Source organism: Pseudarthrobacter sp. 01T43 (assembly GCF_056398665.1).
The window spans coordinates 378,686-396,695 of the sequence record NZ_JBFTPV010000003.1 but is presented as its reverse complement, the minus strand read 5'-3'; the positions used below and the strand labels follow the sequence as shown (position 1 = coordinate 396,695).

Below are 18,010 nucleotides of genomic sequence, written 5' to 3'. Positions count from 1 at the left end.
GACGTCGGAAGCTCACCCGTGGCGATCGGCGCACCACGCGCCTATGGTGATGCCATGTCTAATTCCTTTGCGTCCTTCGTGGAGACCTTCAAGAACGTCGGCGTAGCCCGGGCATACGGCCAGCCGGTCAACGTCGGCGGCGAAGAGATCGTCCCCGTGGCCTTGGTGTCGTTCGGGTTCGGCGGCGGGGGCGAGGCCGGGGATGGCGCCTCCGGCGGCGGCGGGGGTGGTATGGTGCTGCCCCTTGGTGTGTACGGGACCGCCGGCGGCCGCGCGGAGTTCCGGCCCAACACCGTTGTGACCTTGGTCTGCCTGGTCCCGGTGATCGCCGTCCTCGGCGCCGCGGTCCGTGGCGCGATCCGCGCCGCGAGGTCCTAACTCGAGGAGCGCCGGTTGCGCGCCTGGCGGGCCAGCCGGACGAATCCATAAACGAACACGGCCTCGATCAGCATCATCAGTCCCAGCAGCAGCCACTGGTGCTGGGCGATGAAGACGACGGCGCCGGTGAGGACCAACGTGGTTCCGAGTGCCAGCACGTACACGGCGAATCCGAGGGCGACCCTCGCACTGCGCACACCCGTGCTGAAGCCGAAGCCCACCGGTTCGCCGCCCGGACGGCCGGCAACCCGGTCCGGGTGGGTGGGCTTGACCTTGTCGAATTCCTCCCAGAGGTCCGGGTCCTTGTTGCTCATGGTTTCATTATCGCGCGGCGTCACCGCTCCGCTACACACTTCCCACCCCCCGTTGCTCTATCACTTTCAGCTGCCAAAACGAGGTTTTGACAGCTGAAAGTGATAGAGCAACGGGGCGGCTCAAGCGGGGGTATTTCGGTCTGCCCCGGTTCGTTCGATAATGGCCACATAAGCTTCGGGGACCCTCGCGCCAATGATGGCTGGCGGGGCGCCGCAGAGTCCCAGGTGGCCGTCCCGGCACTTGGCGCAACGGATGGCCACGCGGCCCCAGGCAAGGATGCTCCGGGGTCCGCCATCGGGGGAGAGCACCGCCACCAACGCGAAAAAGGCACAAAGGAAATCATCATGCTCAAGGATTCAACGATCATGGCTGTCCTTCCCGCGAAGGACATCAACAGGGCGAAGGATTTCTACCGCGACAAGCTGGGACTCGAATCATCCGATTCCATGGAGGAGGGCAGCCTGCTCTACAAGTGCGGGAACGGAACCAGCTTCCTCGTCTACCAAACAGACAATGCCGGTTCAGCCAAAAACACCCAGATGGGCTGGGAAACAGACAACCTGGAGCGGGAGATGGAGGACCTGCGGGGCCGCGGTGTCGCCTTTGAAGACTACGACATGCCCGGGTTGAAGACGGAGAACGGCGTTGTCACCAATGACTGGGGGAAGTCCGCCTGGTTCCTCGACAGCGAGGGAAACATTCTCAACCTTTCCCAGCGCGCGTAGCCACCGCACGGTCTGAGGACCCAGCACGGGCCGCCCCTGCCATTAGCGCGGGGGCGGCCCGTTCGAGGCTTTGCAGGTGGCTAACCAGAGGTGGCCAACCAGACCCACGGGCCATGACGCCCACCCCGCGCGCCACCTTCCGGGGAATTCGCACGGTCGTGTGCAGGGGAAATGCTAAGTCGGGAGGGTTTAAACCACCCGTTTTGATAGGACGCTGCCAAGGCCGTCACAGACTGACGCGAAAGATTTATTTTTAAAAAGTCTCGACTACAGGAATTCAGAGGCGTAACTTTGCATCTGGAACAAAGCTCCGTGACCTACATCACACCAGTAGGCCTTGGAGTAGAGCCGGACTGGCCCTCTTTAAGTTAGAGGATGCCGGTTTGCAGGCGGCCCTTGCGTTCTTCGCCGGCCACCGCTCCTTCGCACCCTAATTTACTGGGCAGACTGAAAGTAGCAGACCATGATCCTTCGTGAAATTTCGTTCGAACACTTCCTTTTCACTTGCACAGGTTGTGACCACGCCTGGGTGGCCGACTATGACGTCCAGCATGTTGAGGACGGTCACGGGCACGAGCGGGACTATTTCTTTCGCGACGGACTGCACTGCTCCGATCCCACCGGGCTAGGCGAAACAACGTGTCCGCGCTGCGGCCGGGCCTCGGTGCGGGCCCACCTTAGCGCCGGCCAGGCCAGTCCTGCGGTCACGGACAAGGCCCGGGAGGGGCTGGGAGAGATACCCGCGCTTGCCCATACCGCAGCCCGGGCCGCGGCGCCGCTGCTCTCAGACCCAAGACACGCCCCCCRCTAAACAGCTTGGTTCAACACGTTCCGGTACTCAACCCCACCTTGGCTTCACCTGTGCCTGGGTGGGGTTGAGCCCTTAATGTGATGAGGAGAAGCATCGCAGCACGCCGACTATAGGGGGGACCTGATGAAATCCAATGAACTTCTGCTCGATGCCTTCGGCCGGATCCGGGAGACCGTGGAGGCCACGCTTGAAGGGCTCGACGACGGGTCCCTGGTCCGGCGGCCCGCGGGCACCGGTAACTCGGTTGCGTGGCTGATATGGCATCTGAGCCGGGTGGAGGACGCCCAGGTAGGTTCTGCAGCCGGCTTGGATCAGGTCTGGACGTCGCAGGACTTCGTGACCCGCTTCGACTTGCCGCTGCGGGCACGGGACACCGGCTATGGCCATTCGACTGACCAGGTCGATGCGGTGCGGGCGCCAGCGGACTTACTGCTTGCCTACTACGACGCCGTCCACCGGCAGACCGTGGAATTCCTCGGGACCCTCAACGATGAGGACCTGGACCGGGTGGTTGACCAGCGTTGGGACCCTCCGGTCACACTCGGTGTGCGGCTGGTCAGCACCATCGCCGACTGCCTTCAGCACGTGGGGCAGGCCGCGTACGCGAAGGGACTCAAAACTTGAGTAGGACGGAATCCGGGTCGCTGCGGGCCGGGCAATCACGGTTACGGAACCCGGGCGAGGACTCGGCGGTGCTGTTCACCGTGGTCAGAACGGACCGCTAGCGTCCTTGATCTTGCGCCAGCCGCCGGCACGGTTGTTGGCGATGATGGCCCTGAACATCTCAAGCAGGGCTTCCTCAGTCACAGCGTCACCCTTAACGAAGCCGCGCGGGCCGTCCTGTTGGTCTGCCCCGCCCATGGACGAATTATGCGTCGCCACGCGCTGGAATAGAACTCCTCGCAAAGGCTAGAGCCGGGCCGCCAGGGAGCGGCCCACAGTCCGGCCGGTGAAGAGGCAGCCGCCAAGGAACGTTCCTTCCAGCGCGTTGTAGCCGTGGGCGCCTCCGCCGCCGAAGCCTGCGGCCTCGCCGGCAGCGTACAGGCCGGGGACCCGGGTGCCGTCCTGCGCGAACGCCTGCCCGGTGAGGTCTGTCTGGATGCCGCCCAGGGTTTTACGGGTGACAACATGAAGCCTGACGGCGATCAGCGGACCGGCTCCGGGGTCAAGGATCCGGTGCGGCTGTACCGTGCGGAAAAGCCGGTCGCCAAGGAAGCGGCGGCTGTTATGGATGCCCATGACCTGCGCGTCCTTGGAGTAGGGGTTCTGGATTTCGGCGTCGCGTTCCAGGATCTGCCGGTGGATCCGTCCTTCGTCCAACAGCGCATTTCCGGTGAGGCGGTTCATCCCGCTCACCAGGTCCGCGAGGTTGTCGGCGACGACGAAATCGGCGCCGTGCTCCTTGAATGCCTCGATCGGGGCTCCGGCGCCGCGGCCCAGCCGGGACCGGAGCAAGAGCTTGAGGTCCCGGTTGGTGATGTCGGGGTTCTGTTCGGAGCCGGAGAGGGCGAATTCTTTTTCGATGATCTTCTGGGTGAGGATGAACCAGGAGTGGCTGTGCTGCTGGATGTCCGGGGTGGTGCGCAGCAGTTTCAGGGTGCCCAGGGTGTCGTAGCCGGGCAGCCCGGGCGCGGGAAGCCGGCGGCCCAGGGCGTCGAACCACAGGGACGACGGCCCGGGCAGGATCCGGATGGCGTGGTCCGGCCAAATGGGGTTCCAGTTCTGGATTCCTTCGGTGTAGTGCCACATCCGGTCGCGGTTGACCAACCGGACGCCGGCTTGGTCGGCGATGCCCAGCATCCGGCCGTCAACGTGACGGGGGACTCCGGTGATCATCTTCTTCGGAGCTGTGCCAAGGCGCTGCGGCCACCACTTGCGCACCTGCTCGTGGTTGCCGCCGATCCCGCCGGTGGCAATCACGACCGCCTGGGCGTGGAGCTCGAATTCGCCGGTCTTGTTCCGGTTCGAAGCCACACCCCGGGGCGATGAGTCCGGTGCGAGGACGGTGCCGCGCACCCCGGTGACAGTCCCGCCGTCGAACGTTAACCCGTCCACCTGGTGGCGGAAGCAGAACCGGACCTGGCCGGTCGCCGCGGCCGCCCGGGCCTTGTCTGCGAACGGTTCGGAGATTCCGGTGCCGGTTCCCCAGGGGACGTGGAACCTCGGGACAGAGTTGCCGTGGCCGCCGGCCCTGCCGTCGCCCCGTTCGGCCCAGCCCACCAGCGGGGTGAATTTGATGCCCTGCTCCTGCAGCCAAGCGCGTTTCTCGCCGGCCGCGAACTCGACGTAGGCGCGCCCCCACTGCTGGGCCCATTCGTCTTCGGCATGCTCGCCGTCCAGCCGGTCCCATTGCGCGGAGCCCTGCCAGTCCTGCCATGCCAGCTCAAAGGAGTCCTTGACACGGAGGCGGCGCTGCATGGGGGTGTCCACTAGGAAGAGCCCGCCGAGGGACCAGAACGCCTGGCCGCCCAAGTTGGCCGCGCTCTCCTGGTCGAGGATGGCCACGCGTTTGCCCGCCCTGACCAGTTCGTTGCTCGCCGCGAGCCCGGCCAGGCCGCCGCCGATGATGATAACGTCTGCGTCCATACCGCCCTGCTCGTTGAGTTGGGGTCTGACAAGTGAGTGTCAGCTCCAACCTACGGCCTGTTGGGCCAGCAGGGGGAGTGCCCCGGCTGCTGAGCCGTGGGCTTCTGCGCCATCATTCGACGTATGACGGCGGGCCGCCGCGGGACTGGGCGCCCCGCGAAGGGTTGTGGCCGAATGATGGTGCAAAATCCGCCGCTCCCGGGGCGGGGCTGGTTAAATGTCAGGGAAGTCGAGAGAAGGAGCGCGCATGTCCGGTTTGACTGCACCACGGAATCTTCGGGTGAGCCTGCCCAGCCAGGAGCTGGCGGACGCGGTGAAGCCGCCCGCCGGCGTCGAACTCTTCCTGTGGGACTTTACCGGCGACGCGCCGGCGGACCAGTTCGATCTGGTGGTGCCGCCCTACATGGGCAAGCCGGACGCACTCGCGGCGCTCGCCGCCGTCGACGTTGGGCTGGTGCAGAGCCAGTCGATCGGGTACGACGGCGTCGCAAAAGTTCTGCCCGCGGGGTGCCGTTTTGCCAACGCCGCGGGAGTGCACGAGACCTCGACGGCGGAACTTGCGGTGGGCATGATGATCGCCAGCCAACGGGGGATCGCTGACTTTGCACGGAATGCGGTAACGGGAACGTGGGACAACGGGCAACGCCCCAGCCTGGCGGACCGGCGGGTGCTCCTGGTGGGCTACGGGGGAGTGGGCAAGGCGATTGAGGCGAGGCTGCTGCCGTTCGAAACTGAGTTGACGCGGCTTGCCAGCCGTGCCCGGGACGATGAAGGCGGCAAGATTTACGGGATTGATTCCCTGTACGAGCAACTGCCGCTGCACGACATCGTGGTGGTCAGTGTTCCCCTGGGCGAGCAGACCCGGCACCTGGTTGATGGCAAGTTCCTGGCGGCGATGCCGGACGGCGCGCTGCTGGTGAACGTCGCAAGGGGGCCGGTGGCCGATACGGACGCCCTGCTCCGCGAAGCGTCAACAGGCCGGTTGCGGGCCGCGCTGGACGTGACGGACCCTGAACCCCTGCCGCAGGACCATCCGTTGTGGACCGTGCCCGGTGTGCTGATCACACCGCACGTTGGCGGCGCGAGCACGGCCATGCTGCCCCGGATGGCGCGGCTCATCCGCAAGCAGATCGGGCTGTTGCAGGCCGGTGAGGAACCGGTGAATGTGGTGCTGGGCGGAGGTGCCGGGCACTAGCGGGAGATCGCCGCCGGGGCCAGATAATCCGGTGCCGCTTCCAGCCCGAAGTACCCCTCAAGAGTGGCTGCCCCGCCCGGCGCGTGCATCTCCGTTGCGATGACTTTGCCCACATAACGCAGGTGCCAGGGCTCGTAGGTGTAGCCTGTCGTGGCCTCGGCTCCGGCCGGATACCGGACGATGAATCCATACTCCCAGCCGTGCTCGGCCGCCCACTTGCCCGCGGGGGTATTTTCGAAGCAGGCCTGCAGGGCACAGACTCCGCTGGCATTGCCGACGTCCATCGCCAAACCCGTTTGGTGTTCGCTGAACCCCGGCCGGGCCGAGAGGGTATCCGCCGTAGCCTGCCCATACTGGGTCACGTAGCTGTCGTAGAGGCTGGCCTGCTGGCTGTAGGAACGGTAGCCGCTGACCGGTATGACGTTGATGCCCTTGGACTTGCCGGCCTGGGCAAACTGCTTATAGGCGTCGGCGGCCTCGGACCGCAGCCGTTCGCCCTGGATCTTAACGAGCTTCGCCGGCACATAGGAGGCCGGGTTGAGGGGCCTGTGCTTGTTGACAACCACTTGAAGGCTGGACGCGGAATCGGTGTCGTAACCCGTCGCAGCCAAGGCCGGCACCGAGGGCGCGATCAGGCCGAGCGAGAGCATCAGCCCGGCTACGGCCCCTGTCATCCTGCTGGTTCTTTTGAGCACGGGTGCCTCCAAGACGTTGCGGAACAGATGCGGGAACTTTACCGGCCTGCAGAGCCTGCAGTCGAGGGGCAACGTGCGGGCCGTCGGCAGGGGAGCAGAAAGGGGGCATGGGCTATGGCCCTTTCTGAAGAGGCATGCCTAGACTGTCCAGACCTCCACGGCAGGAAGACATCCAGCTGCTCAAGCCGTGGGCAGCCCCTGCACCCGGAGGTCCATCGCAACACTTTATGATCCACCGCGCCCCTACCGGGAACGCGGCGCCGACAAGAGGAGAGCATGATGACAGGGAACAAAGCCGTTGCCTACAAGGAGCCCGGCAAGGTCGAACTGATCGACATCGACTATCCAACTTTCGAACTCAAGGACGGTCCGGGTGTCAACCCGGCGAACGTCGGACGTGCCGTACCGCACGGGGTCATCCTGAAAACCGTAGCCACCAACATCTGCGGTTCGGACCAGCACATGGTCCGCGGGCGCACCACGGCGCCGGCCAACCTGGTGCTGGGCCACGAGATCACCGGCGAGGTAGTTGAGGTGGGGCCCGGCGTCGAGTTCATCAAGGTGGGGGACATCTGTTCGGTCCCGTTCAACATCTCCTGCGGCCGGTGCCGGAACTGCAAGGAACGCAAGACCGGCATCTGCCTGAACGTCAACCCGGACCGGCCCGGCAGTGCCTACGGGTACGTGGACATGGGCGGCTGGGTGGGTGGCCAGGCCAACTACGTCCTGGTTCCCTACGCGGACTGGAACCTGCTGAAATTCCCGGACAAGGACCAGGCCCTGGAGAAGATGATGGACCTGACCATGCTGTCGGACATCTTCCCCACAGGCTTCCACGGGGCAGTGACGGCCGGGGTGGGCGTTGGTTCCACGGTGTACGTGGCCGGCGCCGGTCCTGTCGGCCTCGCAGCGGCCACCAGCGCGCACTTGCTGGGCGCCGCCGTCGTGATTGTGGGAGACATGAACGAGGACCGGCTGAAGCAGGCACGCAGTTTCGGTTGCGAAACGATCGACCTGAGCAAGGGCGGCCCGGCGGAACAGATCGAGCAGATCCTGGGCATACCGGAGGTGGACTGCGGTGTGGACGCCGTGGGCTTCGAGGCGCGCGGCCACGGCCATGACGCCAAGGAAGCGCCCGCCACGGTGTTGAACTCGCTGATGGAAATCACCGCGGCCGGCGGTGCCCTGGGCATTCCGGGGCTGTACGTCACCGGCGATCCGGGTGGAATCGACGAGGCCGCCAAGACGGGTTCCCTGAGCCTGAGCCTCGGCACGGGCTGGGCGAAGTCGCTCAGTTTCACCACCGGGCAGTGCCCGGTCATGAAGTACAACCGGCAGTTGATGATGGCCATCCTGAATGACCGGGTGAGCATCGCCAAGAACGTGAACGCGAAGGCGATCAGCCTGGAGGACGCGCCCAAGGGCTATGCCGAGTTCGACGCCGGTGCGGCCACGAAGTACGTCCTCAACCCGAACGGATACCTCAACTAAGGCGAAAAGCCTCTGCATCAAGTGGTGACGAAAGCCGTGGGTACCTTTCCTTGTGGAAGGTGCCCACGGTTCTTTGACGTGGGCCGGCCGGTCAGCTTCAGAACGGCAGCGTGATCAGTGCTAGCAAGGCCGGGACGGTAGCGCCGAGGGTGCCCGGGATACTGTCGCCCTTCTTGGGGTAGTGGCCTTGCATGTCCGCCAGGAACATGGCCGGAGCGGTCAGTACCATGTTCGCGCAGCAGTAGACCACCAGGGTGTAGCCGACCACCAGGTACCCCATGTTCACGGCCACGACCCCGGCCAGGACTCCCAAGCCAATCACCAGGTTGCGGAACCCTGTGGGAATGGCCCACATCATCACCGCCGGAACATTCTGCGGGGCGGTGCTCAGGAACTTCTGCGCCCCCGGCCGGTGCATCAGGAAGCTCTCCAGCGGGAACACCCCGATGTAGATCACGGCGGAGAGAACCGCGAAAACCTGGGATACGGCGTTCATGGGGGAAGAGTACGACGACGGTGCGCGCCGCCTCCATCCCCCGCGAGGGGGTTCCGGGGTGCTTGAGAATCCCCCGATTTGGGGGATTGCCGCGCCGCCCCTAGGGCGGATACTGGAAATATGTGGGAGGAGCGCGTTGAGCGGGCGCGGCGCGAGATCGCAGCGCTGGCCGCCAGCGGAACAGGCCTGGCCGAGCTCTACGCTTCGGCGCTCGCCGTCGTGCAGCACGAGGTGCCATTTGAGCAGGGATGCTGGGCCGGCGTCGACCCAGAATCCCTGGTGATGACGTCAATAACCAACTGGCGGGATTGGGGTGTAACGGAGGAGTACGCCGCGCGTTTTGCGGAGACGGAATACGCCGGGCACGAACCCAATCGGTTCGCGGAGCTGTCCCTGCGCCCGCAGCCCGTCGCCAGGATGTCCGATGCACCACACCGGGACGTGGTGCGCAGCGTCCGGATCAACGACATCCTGAAGCCGCTTGGACTGGAACACGAACTGCGCGCTGCGTTCCGGGTGGACGAGGCCTGCTGGGGAGTGGGCAGCATTTTTCGGGAACCGGGGCGTGACTTCTCGGACCGTGAGGTGGAGTTTCTGGCTGGCGTGACGGCGACGCTGGCGGCGGCCAGCCGGGTCGCGGTGCGGGCGGAACATGCCGCGCGGCTGGCGGCGGCCGGACCGGTGATCGTAATCGCAGGGCGGCACGGCGAACTCCGGGCAGCCACTGCGGCCGCAGCTTCCTGGCTGGCAGAGGTGGAGGACTCCGCCCCTGGCCGCTTCACCATGACCCTGCATTCAGTAGTTGCGCAGGCCGCCAGCTTTGGCACGGCCAGGGCAAGGATGCGCGATGCACGGAACAACTGGGTGGTGTTGCAGGCCAGCCGCCTCATCAGTGGCGACGACCCGGAACAGATGGTGGTCACCGTCGAGCCCGCCACCACCCGCGACCTGACCACCCTGCTGCTGGCGGCCTATGGTGTCACCGTGCGCGAGCGGGAAGTATGCCTTGAGGTGCTGTCCGGAAACCCTACCGCAGACATCGCCCGGAGCCTGCACATCTCTCCGCACACGGTGCATGACCACCTGAAGTCGCTCTTCGAAAAGGTGGGCGTCGGCAGCCGCGGGGAGCTGGTGGCCAAACTGATGCTGTGAGGGCTGGGCCCAGTCTGCGCCGTGCCATCTGTCCAGGAGCTTACCTGGCCGAGGTCGATGGCGAGATTTATAGGATCCCAAGACGTGGGGAGCGCATTGTGGGTACGGTGTCCTCATGCAGAAGATATCGATAGCGGCCCTGGCCCGCCAGCAGATCACAGCCGCCGTGGCGGCCTCGAGCGGACGCGCCGCCGATACAGCCTTTGGCGGCCACGAAAAGCGGCTCCGGCAGACGGTCATGGCGTTTCGCGCAGGCACGCAGCTCAGCGAACACCAAAACCCCGGCGAGGCCACGGTCTACGTACTCAAAGGCTCTGTAAGGCTGCGGGCCGGAGACGAGTCCTGGCAGGGTAAAGCTGGCGATCTGCTGATCGTGCCAGACGGGCTGCACAGCCTTGAGGCGGACGAGGATTCGGCGGTGCTGTTCACGGTGGTCAAGACCGACCGTCCCTGATTCGGGGTTGCTGGCCAAACTGGGCGACGCCCGTAAATCTGGCCGGGCCGCAGTGTCGGCGCGCCGTCAGCGGCGCCGCGCCGAGGCTGTGAGTTCGTTCGCGCCGTAGCTGTTGTCGTCGGGATTCAACGTCAGTCCCGGGGCAACCAGGCCGTCGATACGGTCGAGGACCTCGACTGACAGCTTCACGTCGGCCGCGGGCAGTTGCGACTCGAGCTGGTCCATGGTGCGCGGTCCGATGATCGCGGAGGTGACACCCGGGTGGTTGATCACAAACCCGATGGCGAGGTCGATGAGGCTGATTCCCGCTTCCTCCGCGACGCGCGCCAGGGCGTCGGCAACCTCGAGCTTCTGCTGGTTCGCGGCGCTCGTCATGTCGAAGCGCGCCTTGGGGCGTGCCGCTGAGGCGGGGGTCGGCGGGGTGTCCTTGCGCCACTTTCCGGAGAGCCATCCGCCGGCCAGGGGGCTGTACGTCAGGGTGCCCATGCCATGGCGTTCTGTGGTGGGCAGGACGTCCTGCTCGGTGCCGCGGACAAGGATTGAGTACGGCGGCTGTTCGGTGACGAAACGGGCGAGGTTCCGCTCACGGGAGGCGACCTGCGCTTCGACGATTTGGCTGCCGGAGTACGAGGAGGATCCGATGTACCGGACCTTGCCTTGGCGGACCAGGTCCGTGAGGGCGCCCAGGGTCTCCTCGACGTCCATCACCGCGCTGGGACGGTGCACCTGGTAAAGGTCGGTGTAGTCGGTGCCGAGGCGCCGGAGCGAGTTCTCCACCGCCTGCATGATCCACTTCCGTGAGCCCCCGCTGCGGTTGGGTTCCTTACCCATCGGCATGAAGAACTTCGTGGCGAGCACGACGTCGTCGCGTCGGCCCCTTAGCGCCCTTCCAACGATCTCTTCTGATTCGCCTGCCGAGTAGACATCTGCCGTGTCGATGAAGTTGATGCCGGCGTCCATTGCCCGGTGGATGACGCGGATCGAGTCGTCAGCGTCCTTGTTGCCCCAGGCGCCGAACATCATCGTGCCCAGGCACAGCGGGCTGACTTCGACGCCGGTGCGTCCCAAGAGGCGGTATTCCATTAGCCTCGATTTTTCATGATGCGCCGTGACGGTCGCGGTTTTGCGCCTGCGGTTGATCCGAGTTTTGTTTTCTGTTTTCGGGCAGTCTGGTGTGGCCTGTTGGTTCGCCTGGTTTGGCGCCGGTTCCACTTCCGGTGATCGTGCTGCTCGTCGGGACAGGGTTAACGGGCCTGTTTCAGCCTGGGGAAAGTAACACTTTGAGCTGGCTGGTGTTGTCCAGGAGCAGTCTCACGAGGTCTCTTTCCGGGGCTGATTCCGGGAGTAGGAGCTGGGTGCGGCGGGCGCGGGTGATGATTTTTCCGGCGGTCGCGAAGAGCCGGTAGCGCCAGCGTTTGATGTCCCAGGCCTTGGCCCGGTGGCCGTCCGGGAGGGCTGCGAGCTGGAGCCAGGAGACGAGGTTGAAGGCGAGGGCGGCGATGTTGGCCCAGGCCTGGTTCGCGGCGAAGTCGTAGAACGGGAGTTTGCCCAGGCCGGTGTTTTTCAGGGTTTTGATCCGGTTCTCGCACCGGCCGCGGGCCCGGTGCCTGGCATCCAGGAAGGGCCCGTGCCAGCGGGGCGAGTTGGTCAGGAACGCGGTAATCCGGTGCCCGTCCGCATCGACCAGGGTCGGCTGCGCGCCCGGATGCAGCGGCTCGGCGCGCAGGAACAGTTTCGTGCCCGGCGGGTAATCGGTGAGCGGGATGACGTCGGTGGCGTTGATGACCCACGCATCGGTCCGGTCGTTTCCGGTCTGGTCCAAGGCCGGCTGCCAGTACTCTTTGTTGCTGAGCCAGTCGACCATGTGGGCTTTGCCGAACGGGAGGGTGTAGCTGGTGGTGAACTGCACGCCCATGCTGTGCAGGTGCCAGAGGAACTTCCTCGAGGCCCCGGCACTGTCGGTGCGGACCAGGACCTTCTCCCCGGCCAGGGCCCCGGTTCCATCGTAGAAACTCTCGGGGAGTTGGGCGGCGGCGGTGTGGAAGACCCGGATGTGGTCCTCGGCGCTGTTCGCCCCTGCGTTCCCTGGCCGGAGGACGGCGGCGAGGATTTCCCCGGACCCGTTGCCGGTGCCGTAGTCGGCGCTGGCGATGAAGGGGGCGAACCCGTAGCCGCCTTTGTAGGTGCCGGCGACGTTTTCCTTATCGGAGTGTGAGGTCACCAGGGTCGCGTCGATGTCGATGATCAGCGGATCCAAGGCTGTTGCGGTCAGGGTAGGGTTTCGGTTCCCGGCGACGTCCCAGGCCCGGGTGCGCAGGTCCCGGACGAGGGTCTCAAACCCGTAGCCGAACAGTTCCGGGTTCGCCACGGTGCGTTCGAAGAACCGGGACACGGTCGCGTTCGAGGGCAGCTGACCRAAGACCGCGGGTGAGGACCGCAGGATATCCAGATCCGAGGCGTGTTCACCGCCGGTGGCGAGCATCGCGGCGAGGGACCCGACCAGCCGGCCGGGCCGGTGCTTCGCGCCGGCGGGAACGAACTGGCCGAGCCGGTCTTCGCAGAGCCTGCCGAATCCCAGCGCGTCCATGAAGCCCGTGAGCACCGAAACCCCCGCGTGGGAGATTAGCGACTGGCCGGTGAAACTGACCGGAACGGACGGGAACAAGCGACTATACTTTTGCATCGGAAGGGTGCTCCCTCGCTCGGCAAATAACGGTCTCGACAACCACTATTTTCCCAGTTCAGAGCACCCTTTCCCTGATTAACACGCCAGCTCAGCGGCGTCCCATGAAAACCCCGGGCTAGTTTCTCCCTGTTTGTTGCGTGCTGTCCGTGCTCAGTCGAGCGACGCGGGGGCGGTGAGTTCGCTGGCTGTGGTTGCCGCCCAGCTGGCGAGTAGTTTGAGGCGTTCGTCGCTCGCCGAGCCGGGTTCGGCCGTGTAGGCGAACATCGTCCAGCCAGGATTGGCCGGCAGTTCCATCGCCTCGTAGCTGAGTTCAAGGTCCCCGACGACGGGGTGGTGGATGCGCTTAAGACCGGTTCGGTGGAACCGGACGTTGTGGGCGGCCCAGCGGGTGCGGAATTCCTCGCTCCGGGTTGCGAGCTCCCCGATCAGGTCCGAGAGACTTCGGTCATGCGGCTGCCGGCCGGCGTAACCGCGCAGGGTGGCGACGACGTCGTTGGCGTTCTGTTCCCAGTCCGGGAAGAAGGTGGGCGCTTCGGGGTTGAGGAACAGAAAGCGCGCGGTGTTCGCAGGTTGGACCCGGTCGGCAAGGACGGGAGCGTATAGGGCGAGGCCCAGCGGATTGGCTGCGATGAAATCCATGCGTTCGTTACGCACCCAGGTGGGGGCGCCGGTGATGGCGTCCATGAACCGTTGCAGGCTGGGCCGCAGTTCCTGCTCTTTGGCTGCGCGCTTCCGCCGGCCCGGGCCGGGCTGGGCGGCGCGGGCGAGGGCAAAGAGGTGCGCGGTCTCGGCTTCGTCAAGCCTGAGGGCGTGGGCGATGGATTCGAGCACTTCATCCGAGACGCCGGTGAGGTTCCCGCGTTCCAGCCGGGCGTAGTAGTCCACGCTGACCGAAGCCAGGGTGGCCAGTTCCTCCCGGCGCAGACCCGGCACCCGCCGGTTGCTGCCAACGATCAGATTCACCTGGTCAGGCGTTACTTTGGCCCGGCGGGATCGCAGGAATTCACTCACATCATTTCGGCTGTCCATGCTCTCAGGCTACGGCCGGCCCGGGGCCGGCGGGAGGGCCTGACAGTACACCCCTTCAGGCCGCCCGCCTGCTGAAGGGTGGTCTGCCGGTACACGGAACAGTGGCCACTCCCGCGGTTTCTTCCTGAGTGGTGAAGTGGATAAGCAGGCAAACGGATAACCGCCGGCGGCCCATCAATGCGAAGGAAAACCTTGAACACCACCACAGCCGAGCCGCCCGCCAAAGTCCGCTCCACGGCCATCCTGGCCATCATCCTCGTGGGCTACTTCATGATCATCCTGGACAACTCGATCATCTTCACCGGCCTGCCCAGCCTCCAGTCGGAGCTGGGACTGTCACCGACCGGGTTGTCGTGGGTCCAGAACGCGTACACGCTGGTGTTCGGCGGCCTGTTGCTGCTCGGCGCCCGGCTGGGGGACGTCTTGGGCCGGCGCCGGGTGTTCATCGCGGGCCTGGCGGTCTTTGCCTTCGCGTCCCTCCTGATCGGAGTTGCCCCTAACGACTGGTGGCTGATTGCCGCCCGGGCACTCCAGGGAATCGGTGCCGCTGTCGTCGCCCCCTCCTCGCTGTCGTTGCTGACGGCCACGTTCCCCGCCGGCCGTGAACGCACCCGGGCGCTGGGCGCCTACGGCGCTGTTGCCGGAATCGGTGCCAGCCTGGGCCTTGTGGTTGGCGGCGCACTCGCCGAATGGGTTTCGTGGCGGGCGGGCTTCTTCGTCAACGTGCCCATCGGCGTCGCCATGATCATCGCCGCCGTCAAATTCATCCCCGAGAGCCCGCGCTCGTCCGGCCGGTTCGACGTGCTGGGTGCCGTGGCCTCGACACTGGGCATGGGTACCCTGGTTTTCTCCATCGTCCACTCCGTCGACGCCGGCTGGGCGGCACCCGAAACGATCACCGCTTTAGCCGCAGCCATTATGCTCCTCAGCCTACTGGTGCTTAATGAGCGGAGGGTGGAGCGTCCCATCATGCCGCTGCACCTGTTTGCCAGCCGGGAACGGGCCGGCACCTACGCGGCCCGGCTGCTGTTTGCCGGCACGATGATCGGGTTCTTCTTCTTCACCACCCAGTTCCTGCAAGGGGTCTACGGCTACGACCCCTTACAGGCCGGCGTGGCTTTCTTCCCCATGACCGTGGTGAATTTCTTCGTCGCGCTGGCCGTCCCACGGTTCACGCACCGCTTTGGCAAGGCATCCCTGCTGACTACCGGGCTCGCCCTGACGCTGGCGGGCATGACCTGGCTCAGCACCATTACGGCGTCCACCCCGTACCTCACCGGGGTTGCGCTCCCGTTGGTGCTGATCGGCGTCGGCCAGGGGCTCGGATTTGCCCCGCTCACCGCTGCGGGCATCGCAGGAGCGAGCACCACCGACGCCGGAGCCGCCTCCGGTCTGGTGAACACCGCGCACCAGCTCGGCAGCGCCCTCGGCGTCGGTGTGCTGGTGGCCGCCTCAGCCAACGCAGGATCACTCGCCGGGAGCGTCGCCGTCGCCTATGCCGGCGGATCCATCATGCTGGCCGGTGCCCTGCTCGTGGCACTGGTGCTGATCGTTCCCGCGGAACGCGCGGCACGCCGGCATTCCAGAAGGCGCGGCCAGTCGGAGCCCGCGTCCGTGCCGGCGCGGATCCCGGCACGCCCAACACCTATCGAACCGCGGCCATAACTCGATATTGCCACCATCCACTATTTGTTCTATAACTGCTATAACAAGGGTGGAGGTGGAGCTCATGATCCTCAACGTAGACCTGGCCGGTGAGGTGCCGATCTACCAGCAGCTTCGGGACCAGATCGTGGAAGCGATCGCCGAGGGCGTGCTGATTGAGGGCAGTTCATTGCCTGCCACCAGGACGCTCGCAGCCGACTTCGGGATCAACTTCCATACCGTGAACAAAGCCTATGACCTCCTGCGCCAGCAGGGCCTGATCCGCCTTAACCGCAAAACCGGTGCGGTAGTGACAGCAACTGTCGCGGAGCAGCCGTTCCCCTCCGACTGGACCGCCAGGGCCCGGACCCTTCTGGCAGAGGCCGTTGCCAGGGGAATCCCGGCAGACGAGGTTCTCCAGACCTGCCGGTCCGTGCTCGATTCATTTGGTGCCACGCAGCGGAAGGATGCGCCATGATCGTTGCCATAGTTCTGAGTCTTGTGCTGTTGGGTCTCGTGCTCCTGCTCGCGCTGGTGCTGCCCTCGGTCACCAGCCCCACTGTGCCCTTCGGGGTCCGCGTGCCGGCTCAGCGTGCCGAGGACCCTACAGTGATCCGGGAGGCCCGCATCTACCGGTGGAGGGTGCTCATCTGCGGGCTCGTCGTGGCAGGGGCCGGTGTTGGGATCTTCGCGGTGACCGGGGAACCGTTGCTGCTGCCGTTGTCGGTGCTGATGCTTGTTGGCCTCTGGTACGGGTGCTTTTTCCTGGCCCATCAGGAGATCCGGGCAGCCAAGACCGCCGGTGACTGGTTCGAGGGCCTGCATCAAGGCATCTCGGTGGACACCGGTCTGCGGACCGATCCGCCGCGGTTTCCTTGGCTCTGGCTGGCGCCGGCGGTGATCATCACTGTCGCAACGGCCGTGATTGGAGTGTTTCTGTACCCGTCCATGCCCCAAATCCTCGCGGTCCACTACGGCGCCAGGGGTGTGCCGGACAGGGTGGTCGCCAAGTCGGTCGGCGCGGCCTTCTCCCTGGTGTTCGTGCAGATCGGCATAACGGCGCTGCTCGCTGGCATGGCGGCGGCCATCATCCGCAGCAGGCCGGACCTGGATCCGGCACACCCGGTGGGCTCCGCGCGCTGGTCGCGGCACTACATCTCCTTGGGTGCCAGGGTGCTGCTTGGGCTTGTGGCCATGATCGATTTGGGAATGCTGGGATCGTCGCTGCTGATGTGGACCGGAACCGTCACGCCGTGGGCGCCCCTGGTGATCGCGCTCCCGGTTCTCGCCGCCGTCGTCATCACCGTTGTCGTCTTGGCCAGGAACAACCGGGAGCGGGGCCGGAACGGTGAGGACACCGGACTGACGCACCGGGACGACGATAAATACTGGCGCGGTGGCCTGTTTTACATCAACCGTGAAGACCACGCACTGCTTGTCCCGCGCCGGTTCGGCATCGGCTGGACCCTGAACTTTGGCAATCCCAGGGCCGCGATGCTCCTTGCCGGCGTGATTGCCCTGATCGGGCTGGTGGTTATCTTCCGTTTGGGCGGCTGACACGGCAGCTTGCCCGGCGCGTCCCGAAGGTGACGGCCGGCGGAAGGGGATAATCGATCCATGAATGCACCTGACACGGCCAGCCCGGAACCGGGTTTCAACACGCTGGTCCATCGTTCGCGCCTCCGCCTCATCGTGATGATTGTTGTGGGCGTGGGCACGGCACTGGCGGTGGGGGCGCTGAAGTCCTGGGCGTACGCGCCGGCGATGGGCTGGGCGGCGGCGTCACTGACCTATCTCATCTGGGTCTGGGCCGTCGTCGGGCGGCTGCAGGCGGAAGCCACGGCGGCCCACGCGCGGCGCGAAGATCCGGGACGCGGCGTCTCGGATGTGCTGGTTCTAAGTGCCACCGTGGCCAGCTTCGCCGGGGTGGCCCTCATCCTGCTGGAAGCCTCCAACGCCGAAGGGGGCACGAAGGCGGCCATCGTCGCGATGGCCCTGGGCAGTGTGGCGTTGTCCTGGTTCCTGGTCCATACGCTCTTCACCCTGCGCTATGCGTCCATTTACTACCGGGACAGGGAGGGTGTGGACTTCAACGAGGACAAGCTTCCGCGCTACATGGACTTCGCTTACCTGGCTTTCACTGTCGGGATGACTTTCCAGGTCTCTGACACCGACCTGAAGACGGAGGCGATACGCACCACCGTGCTGCGCCAGGCACTGCTGTCCTATCTGCTGGGAACCATTGTTCTGGCCACCACCATCAACCTGGTCGCCGGCCTGATCCACTAATCGCGAAGCCGGGACGTCCTTCCGGGAATCCACCGCTCCCTACTCTTAAATCTATAGCGCGCAG

Annotated in this window: 19 protein-coding genes; 11 read left to right on the top strand and 8 right to left on the bottom strand. The window is 65.5% G+C overall.

The features are described 5' to 3' along the window. Nucleotides 1–54 precede the first annotated feature (54 nt). Nucleotides 55–378, top strand: coding sequence for a hypothetical protein (locus tag AC1DIM_RS05310; RefSeq protein ID WP_477709448.1), 324 nt, complete (start codon nucleotides 55–57; stop codon nucleotides 376–378). Here the strand turns inward: AC1DIM_RS05310 and AC1DIM_RS05305 are convergent. Further along, entirely contained in the window at nucleotides 375–692 is a 318-nt protein-coding gene (locus AC1DIM_RS05305) for a hypothetical protein (RefSeq protein ID WP_477709447.1), read from the bottom strand. The genes AC1DIM_RS05310 and AC1DIM_RS05305 overlap by 4 nt on opposite strands. A 345-nt stretch (nucleotides 693–1,037) precedes the next feature. Between AC1DIM_RS05305 and AC1DIM_RS05300 the strand changes: the two genes are divergently transcribed. Then, nucleotides 1,038–1,418, top strand: a complete 381-nt coding sequence (locus tag AC1DIM_RS05300; RefSeq protein WP_477709446.1) for a VOC family protein — start codon at nucleotides 1,038–1,040, stop codon at nucleotides 1,416–1,418. Nucleotides 1,419–2,352: 934 nt separating this feature from the next. Then, entirely contained in the window at nucleotides 2,353–2,853 is a 501-nt protein-coding gene (locus AC1DIM_RS05295) for a mycothiol transferase (RefSeq protein ID WP_477709445.1), read from the top strand. An 84-nt stretch (nucleotides 2,854–2,937) separates the two neighbouring features. Here the strand turns inward: AC1DIM_RS05295 and AC1DIM_RS05290 are convergent, their stop codons facing one another. Together AC1DIM_RS05290 and AC1DIM_RS05285 are read right to left on the bottom strand one after the other, a co-directional pair. After that, on the bottom strand, nucleotides 2,938–3,090 hold the full coding sequence (locus tag AC1DIM_RS05290; RefSeq protein ID WP_477709444.1) for a hypothetical protein: 153 nt from the start codon (nucleotides 3,088–3,090) through the stop codon (nucleotides 2,938–2,940). A 48-nt stretch (nucleotides 3,091–3,138) separates the two neighbouring features. Further along, a complete protein-coding gene (locus AC1DIM_RS05285) occupies nucleotides 3,139–4,815 on the bottom strand; it encodes an FAD-binding dehydrogenase (RefSeq protein WP_477709443.1) in 1,677 nt (558 codons plus the stop codon). 247 nt (nucleotides 4,816–5,062) lie between these two features. Here AC1DIM_RS05285 and AC1DIM_RS05280 point away from each other — a divergent pair, with 247 nt between their 5' ends. Further along, on the top strand, nucleotides 5,063–6,010 hold the full coding sequence (locus AC1DIM_RS05280) for a 2-hydroxyacid dehydrogenase (RefSeq protein ID WP_477709442.1): 948 nt from the start codon (nucleotides 5,063–5,065) through the stop codon (nucleotides 6,008–6,010). On the opposite strand, the gene AC1DIM_RS05275 is transcribed toward AC1DIM_RS05280, so the two are convergent. Then, nucleotides 6,007–6,684 carry a M15 family metallopeptidase gene (locus AC1DIM_RS05275; RefSeq protein WP_477709441.1) on the bottom strand — a complete coding sequence of 226 codons (678 nt, stop codon included), beginning with the start codon at nucleotides 6,682–6,684 and terminating at the stop codon, nucleotides 6,007–6,009. The two genes, AC1DIM_RS05280 and AC1DIM_RS05275, sit on opposite strands and share 4 nt — an antisense overlap. 300 nt (nucleotides 6,685–6,984) lie before the next feature. On the opposite strand from AC1DIM_RS05275, the gene fdhA reads away from it, so the two are divergent. Next, nucleotides 6,985–8,196 carry a formaldehyde dehydrogenase, glutathione-independent gene (fdhA, locus tag AC1DIM_RS05270; protein ID WP_477709440.1) on the top strand — a complete coding sequence of 404 codons (1,212 nt, stop codon included), beginning with the start codon at nucleotides 6,985–6,987 and terminating at the stop codon, nucleotides 8,194–8,196. A gap of 97 nt (nucleotides 8,197–8,293) precedes the next feature. Here fdhA and AC1DIM_RS05265 read toward each other — a convergent pair whose 3' ends face one another. Beyond that, nucleotides 8,294–8,692, bottom strand: a complete 399-nt coding sequence (locus AC1DIM_RS05265) for a DUF1304 family protein (RefSeq protein WP_477709439.1) — start codon at nucleotides 8,690–8,692, stop codon at nucleotides 8,294–8,296. Nucleotides 8,693–8,812: 120 nt separating this feature from the next. On the opposite strand from AC1DIM_RS05265, the gene AC1DIM_RS05260 reads away from it, so the two are divergent. Further along, a complete protein-coding gene (locus AC1DIM_RS05260; protein WP_477709438.1) occupies nucleotides 8,813–9,844 on the top strand; it encodes a helix-turn-helix transcriptional regulator in 1,032 nt (343 codons plus the stop codon). 115 nt (nucleotides 9,845–9,959) lie between these two features. Next, nucleotides 9,960–10,298 carry a cupin domain-containing protein gene (locus AC1DIM_RS05255; RefSeq protein WP_477709437.1) on the top strand — a complete coding sequence of 113 codons (339 nt, stop codon included), beginning with the start codon at nucleotides 9,960–9,962 and terminating at the stop codon, nucleotides 10,296–10,298. 66 nt (nucleotides 10,299–10,364) lie between these two features. Here the strand turns inward: AC1DIM_RS05255 and AC1DIM_RS05250 are convergent, their stop codons facing one another. From AC1DIM_RS05250 to AC1DIM_RS05240, 3 genes are all read right to left on the bottom strand, one after another. Next, a complete protein-coding gene (locus AC1DIM_RS05250) occupies nucleotides 10,365–11,381 on the bottom strand; it encodes an aldo/keto reductase (protein ID WP_477709436.1) in 1,017 nt (338 codons plus the stop codon). Between the two features lie 175 nt (nucleotides 11,382–11,556). Then, entirely contained in the window at nucleotides 11,557–12,981 is a 1,425-nt protein-coding gene (locus AC1DIM_RS05245) for an IS1380 family transposase (protein ID WP_477709435.1), read from the bottom strand. 153 nt (nucleotides 12,982–13,134) lie between these two features. Further along, a complete protein-coding gene (locus AC1DIM_RS05240; protein ID WP_477709434.1) occupies nucleotides 13,135–14,013 on the bottom strand; it encodes a helix-turn-helix transcriptional regulator in 879 nt (292 codons plus the stop codon). 192 nt (nucleotides 14,014–14,205) lie between these two features. Between AC1DIM_RS05240 and AC1DIM_RS05235 the strand changes: the two genes are divergently transcribed. From AC1DIM_RS05235 to AC1DIM_RS05220, 4 genes are all read left to right on the top strand, one after another. Next, nucleotides 14,206–15,678: an MFS transporter gene (locus AC1DIM_RS05235; RefSeq protein WP_477709433.1), complete on the top strand. Its 1,473-nt coding sequence runs from the start codon at nucleotides 14,206–14,208 to the stop codon at nucleotides 15,676–15,678. A gap of 64 nt (nucleotides 15,679–15,742) precedes the next feature. Next, entirely contained in the window at nucleotides 15,743–16,135 is a 393-nt protein-coding gene (locus AC1DIM_RS05230; RefSeq protein ID WP_477709432.1) for a GntR family transcriptional regulator, read from the top strand. Beyond that, nucleotides 16,132–17,214, top strand: a complete 1,083-nt coding sequence (locus tag AC1DIM_RS05225; protein ID WP_477709431.1) for a DUF1648 domain-containing protein — start codon at nucleotides 16,132–16,134, stop codon at nucleotides 17,212–17,214. Before AC1DIM_RS05230 ends, AC1DIM_RS05225 begins: the two co-directional genes overlap by 4 nt. A 60-nt stretch (nucleotides 17,215–17,274) precedes the next feature. Beyond that, nucleotides 17,275–17,946 carry a DUF1345 domain-containing protein gene (locus AC1DIM_RS05220; RefSeq protein ID WP_477709430.1) on the top strand — a complete coding sequence of 224 codons (672 nt, stop codon included), beginning with the start codon at nucleotides 17,275–17,277 and terminating at the stop codon, nucleotides 17,944–17,946. The last annotated feature ends 64 nt before the right edge of the window (nucleotides 17,947–18,010 follow it).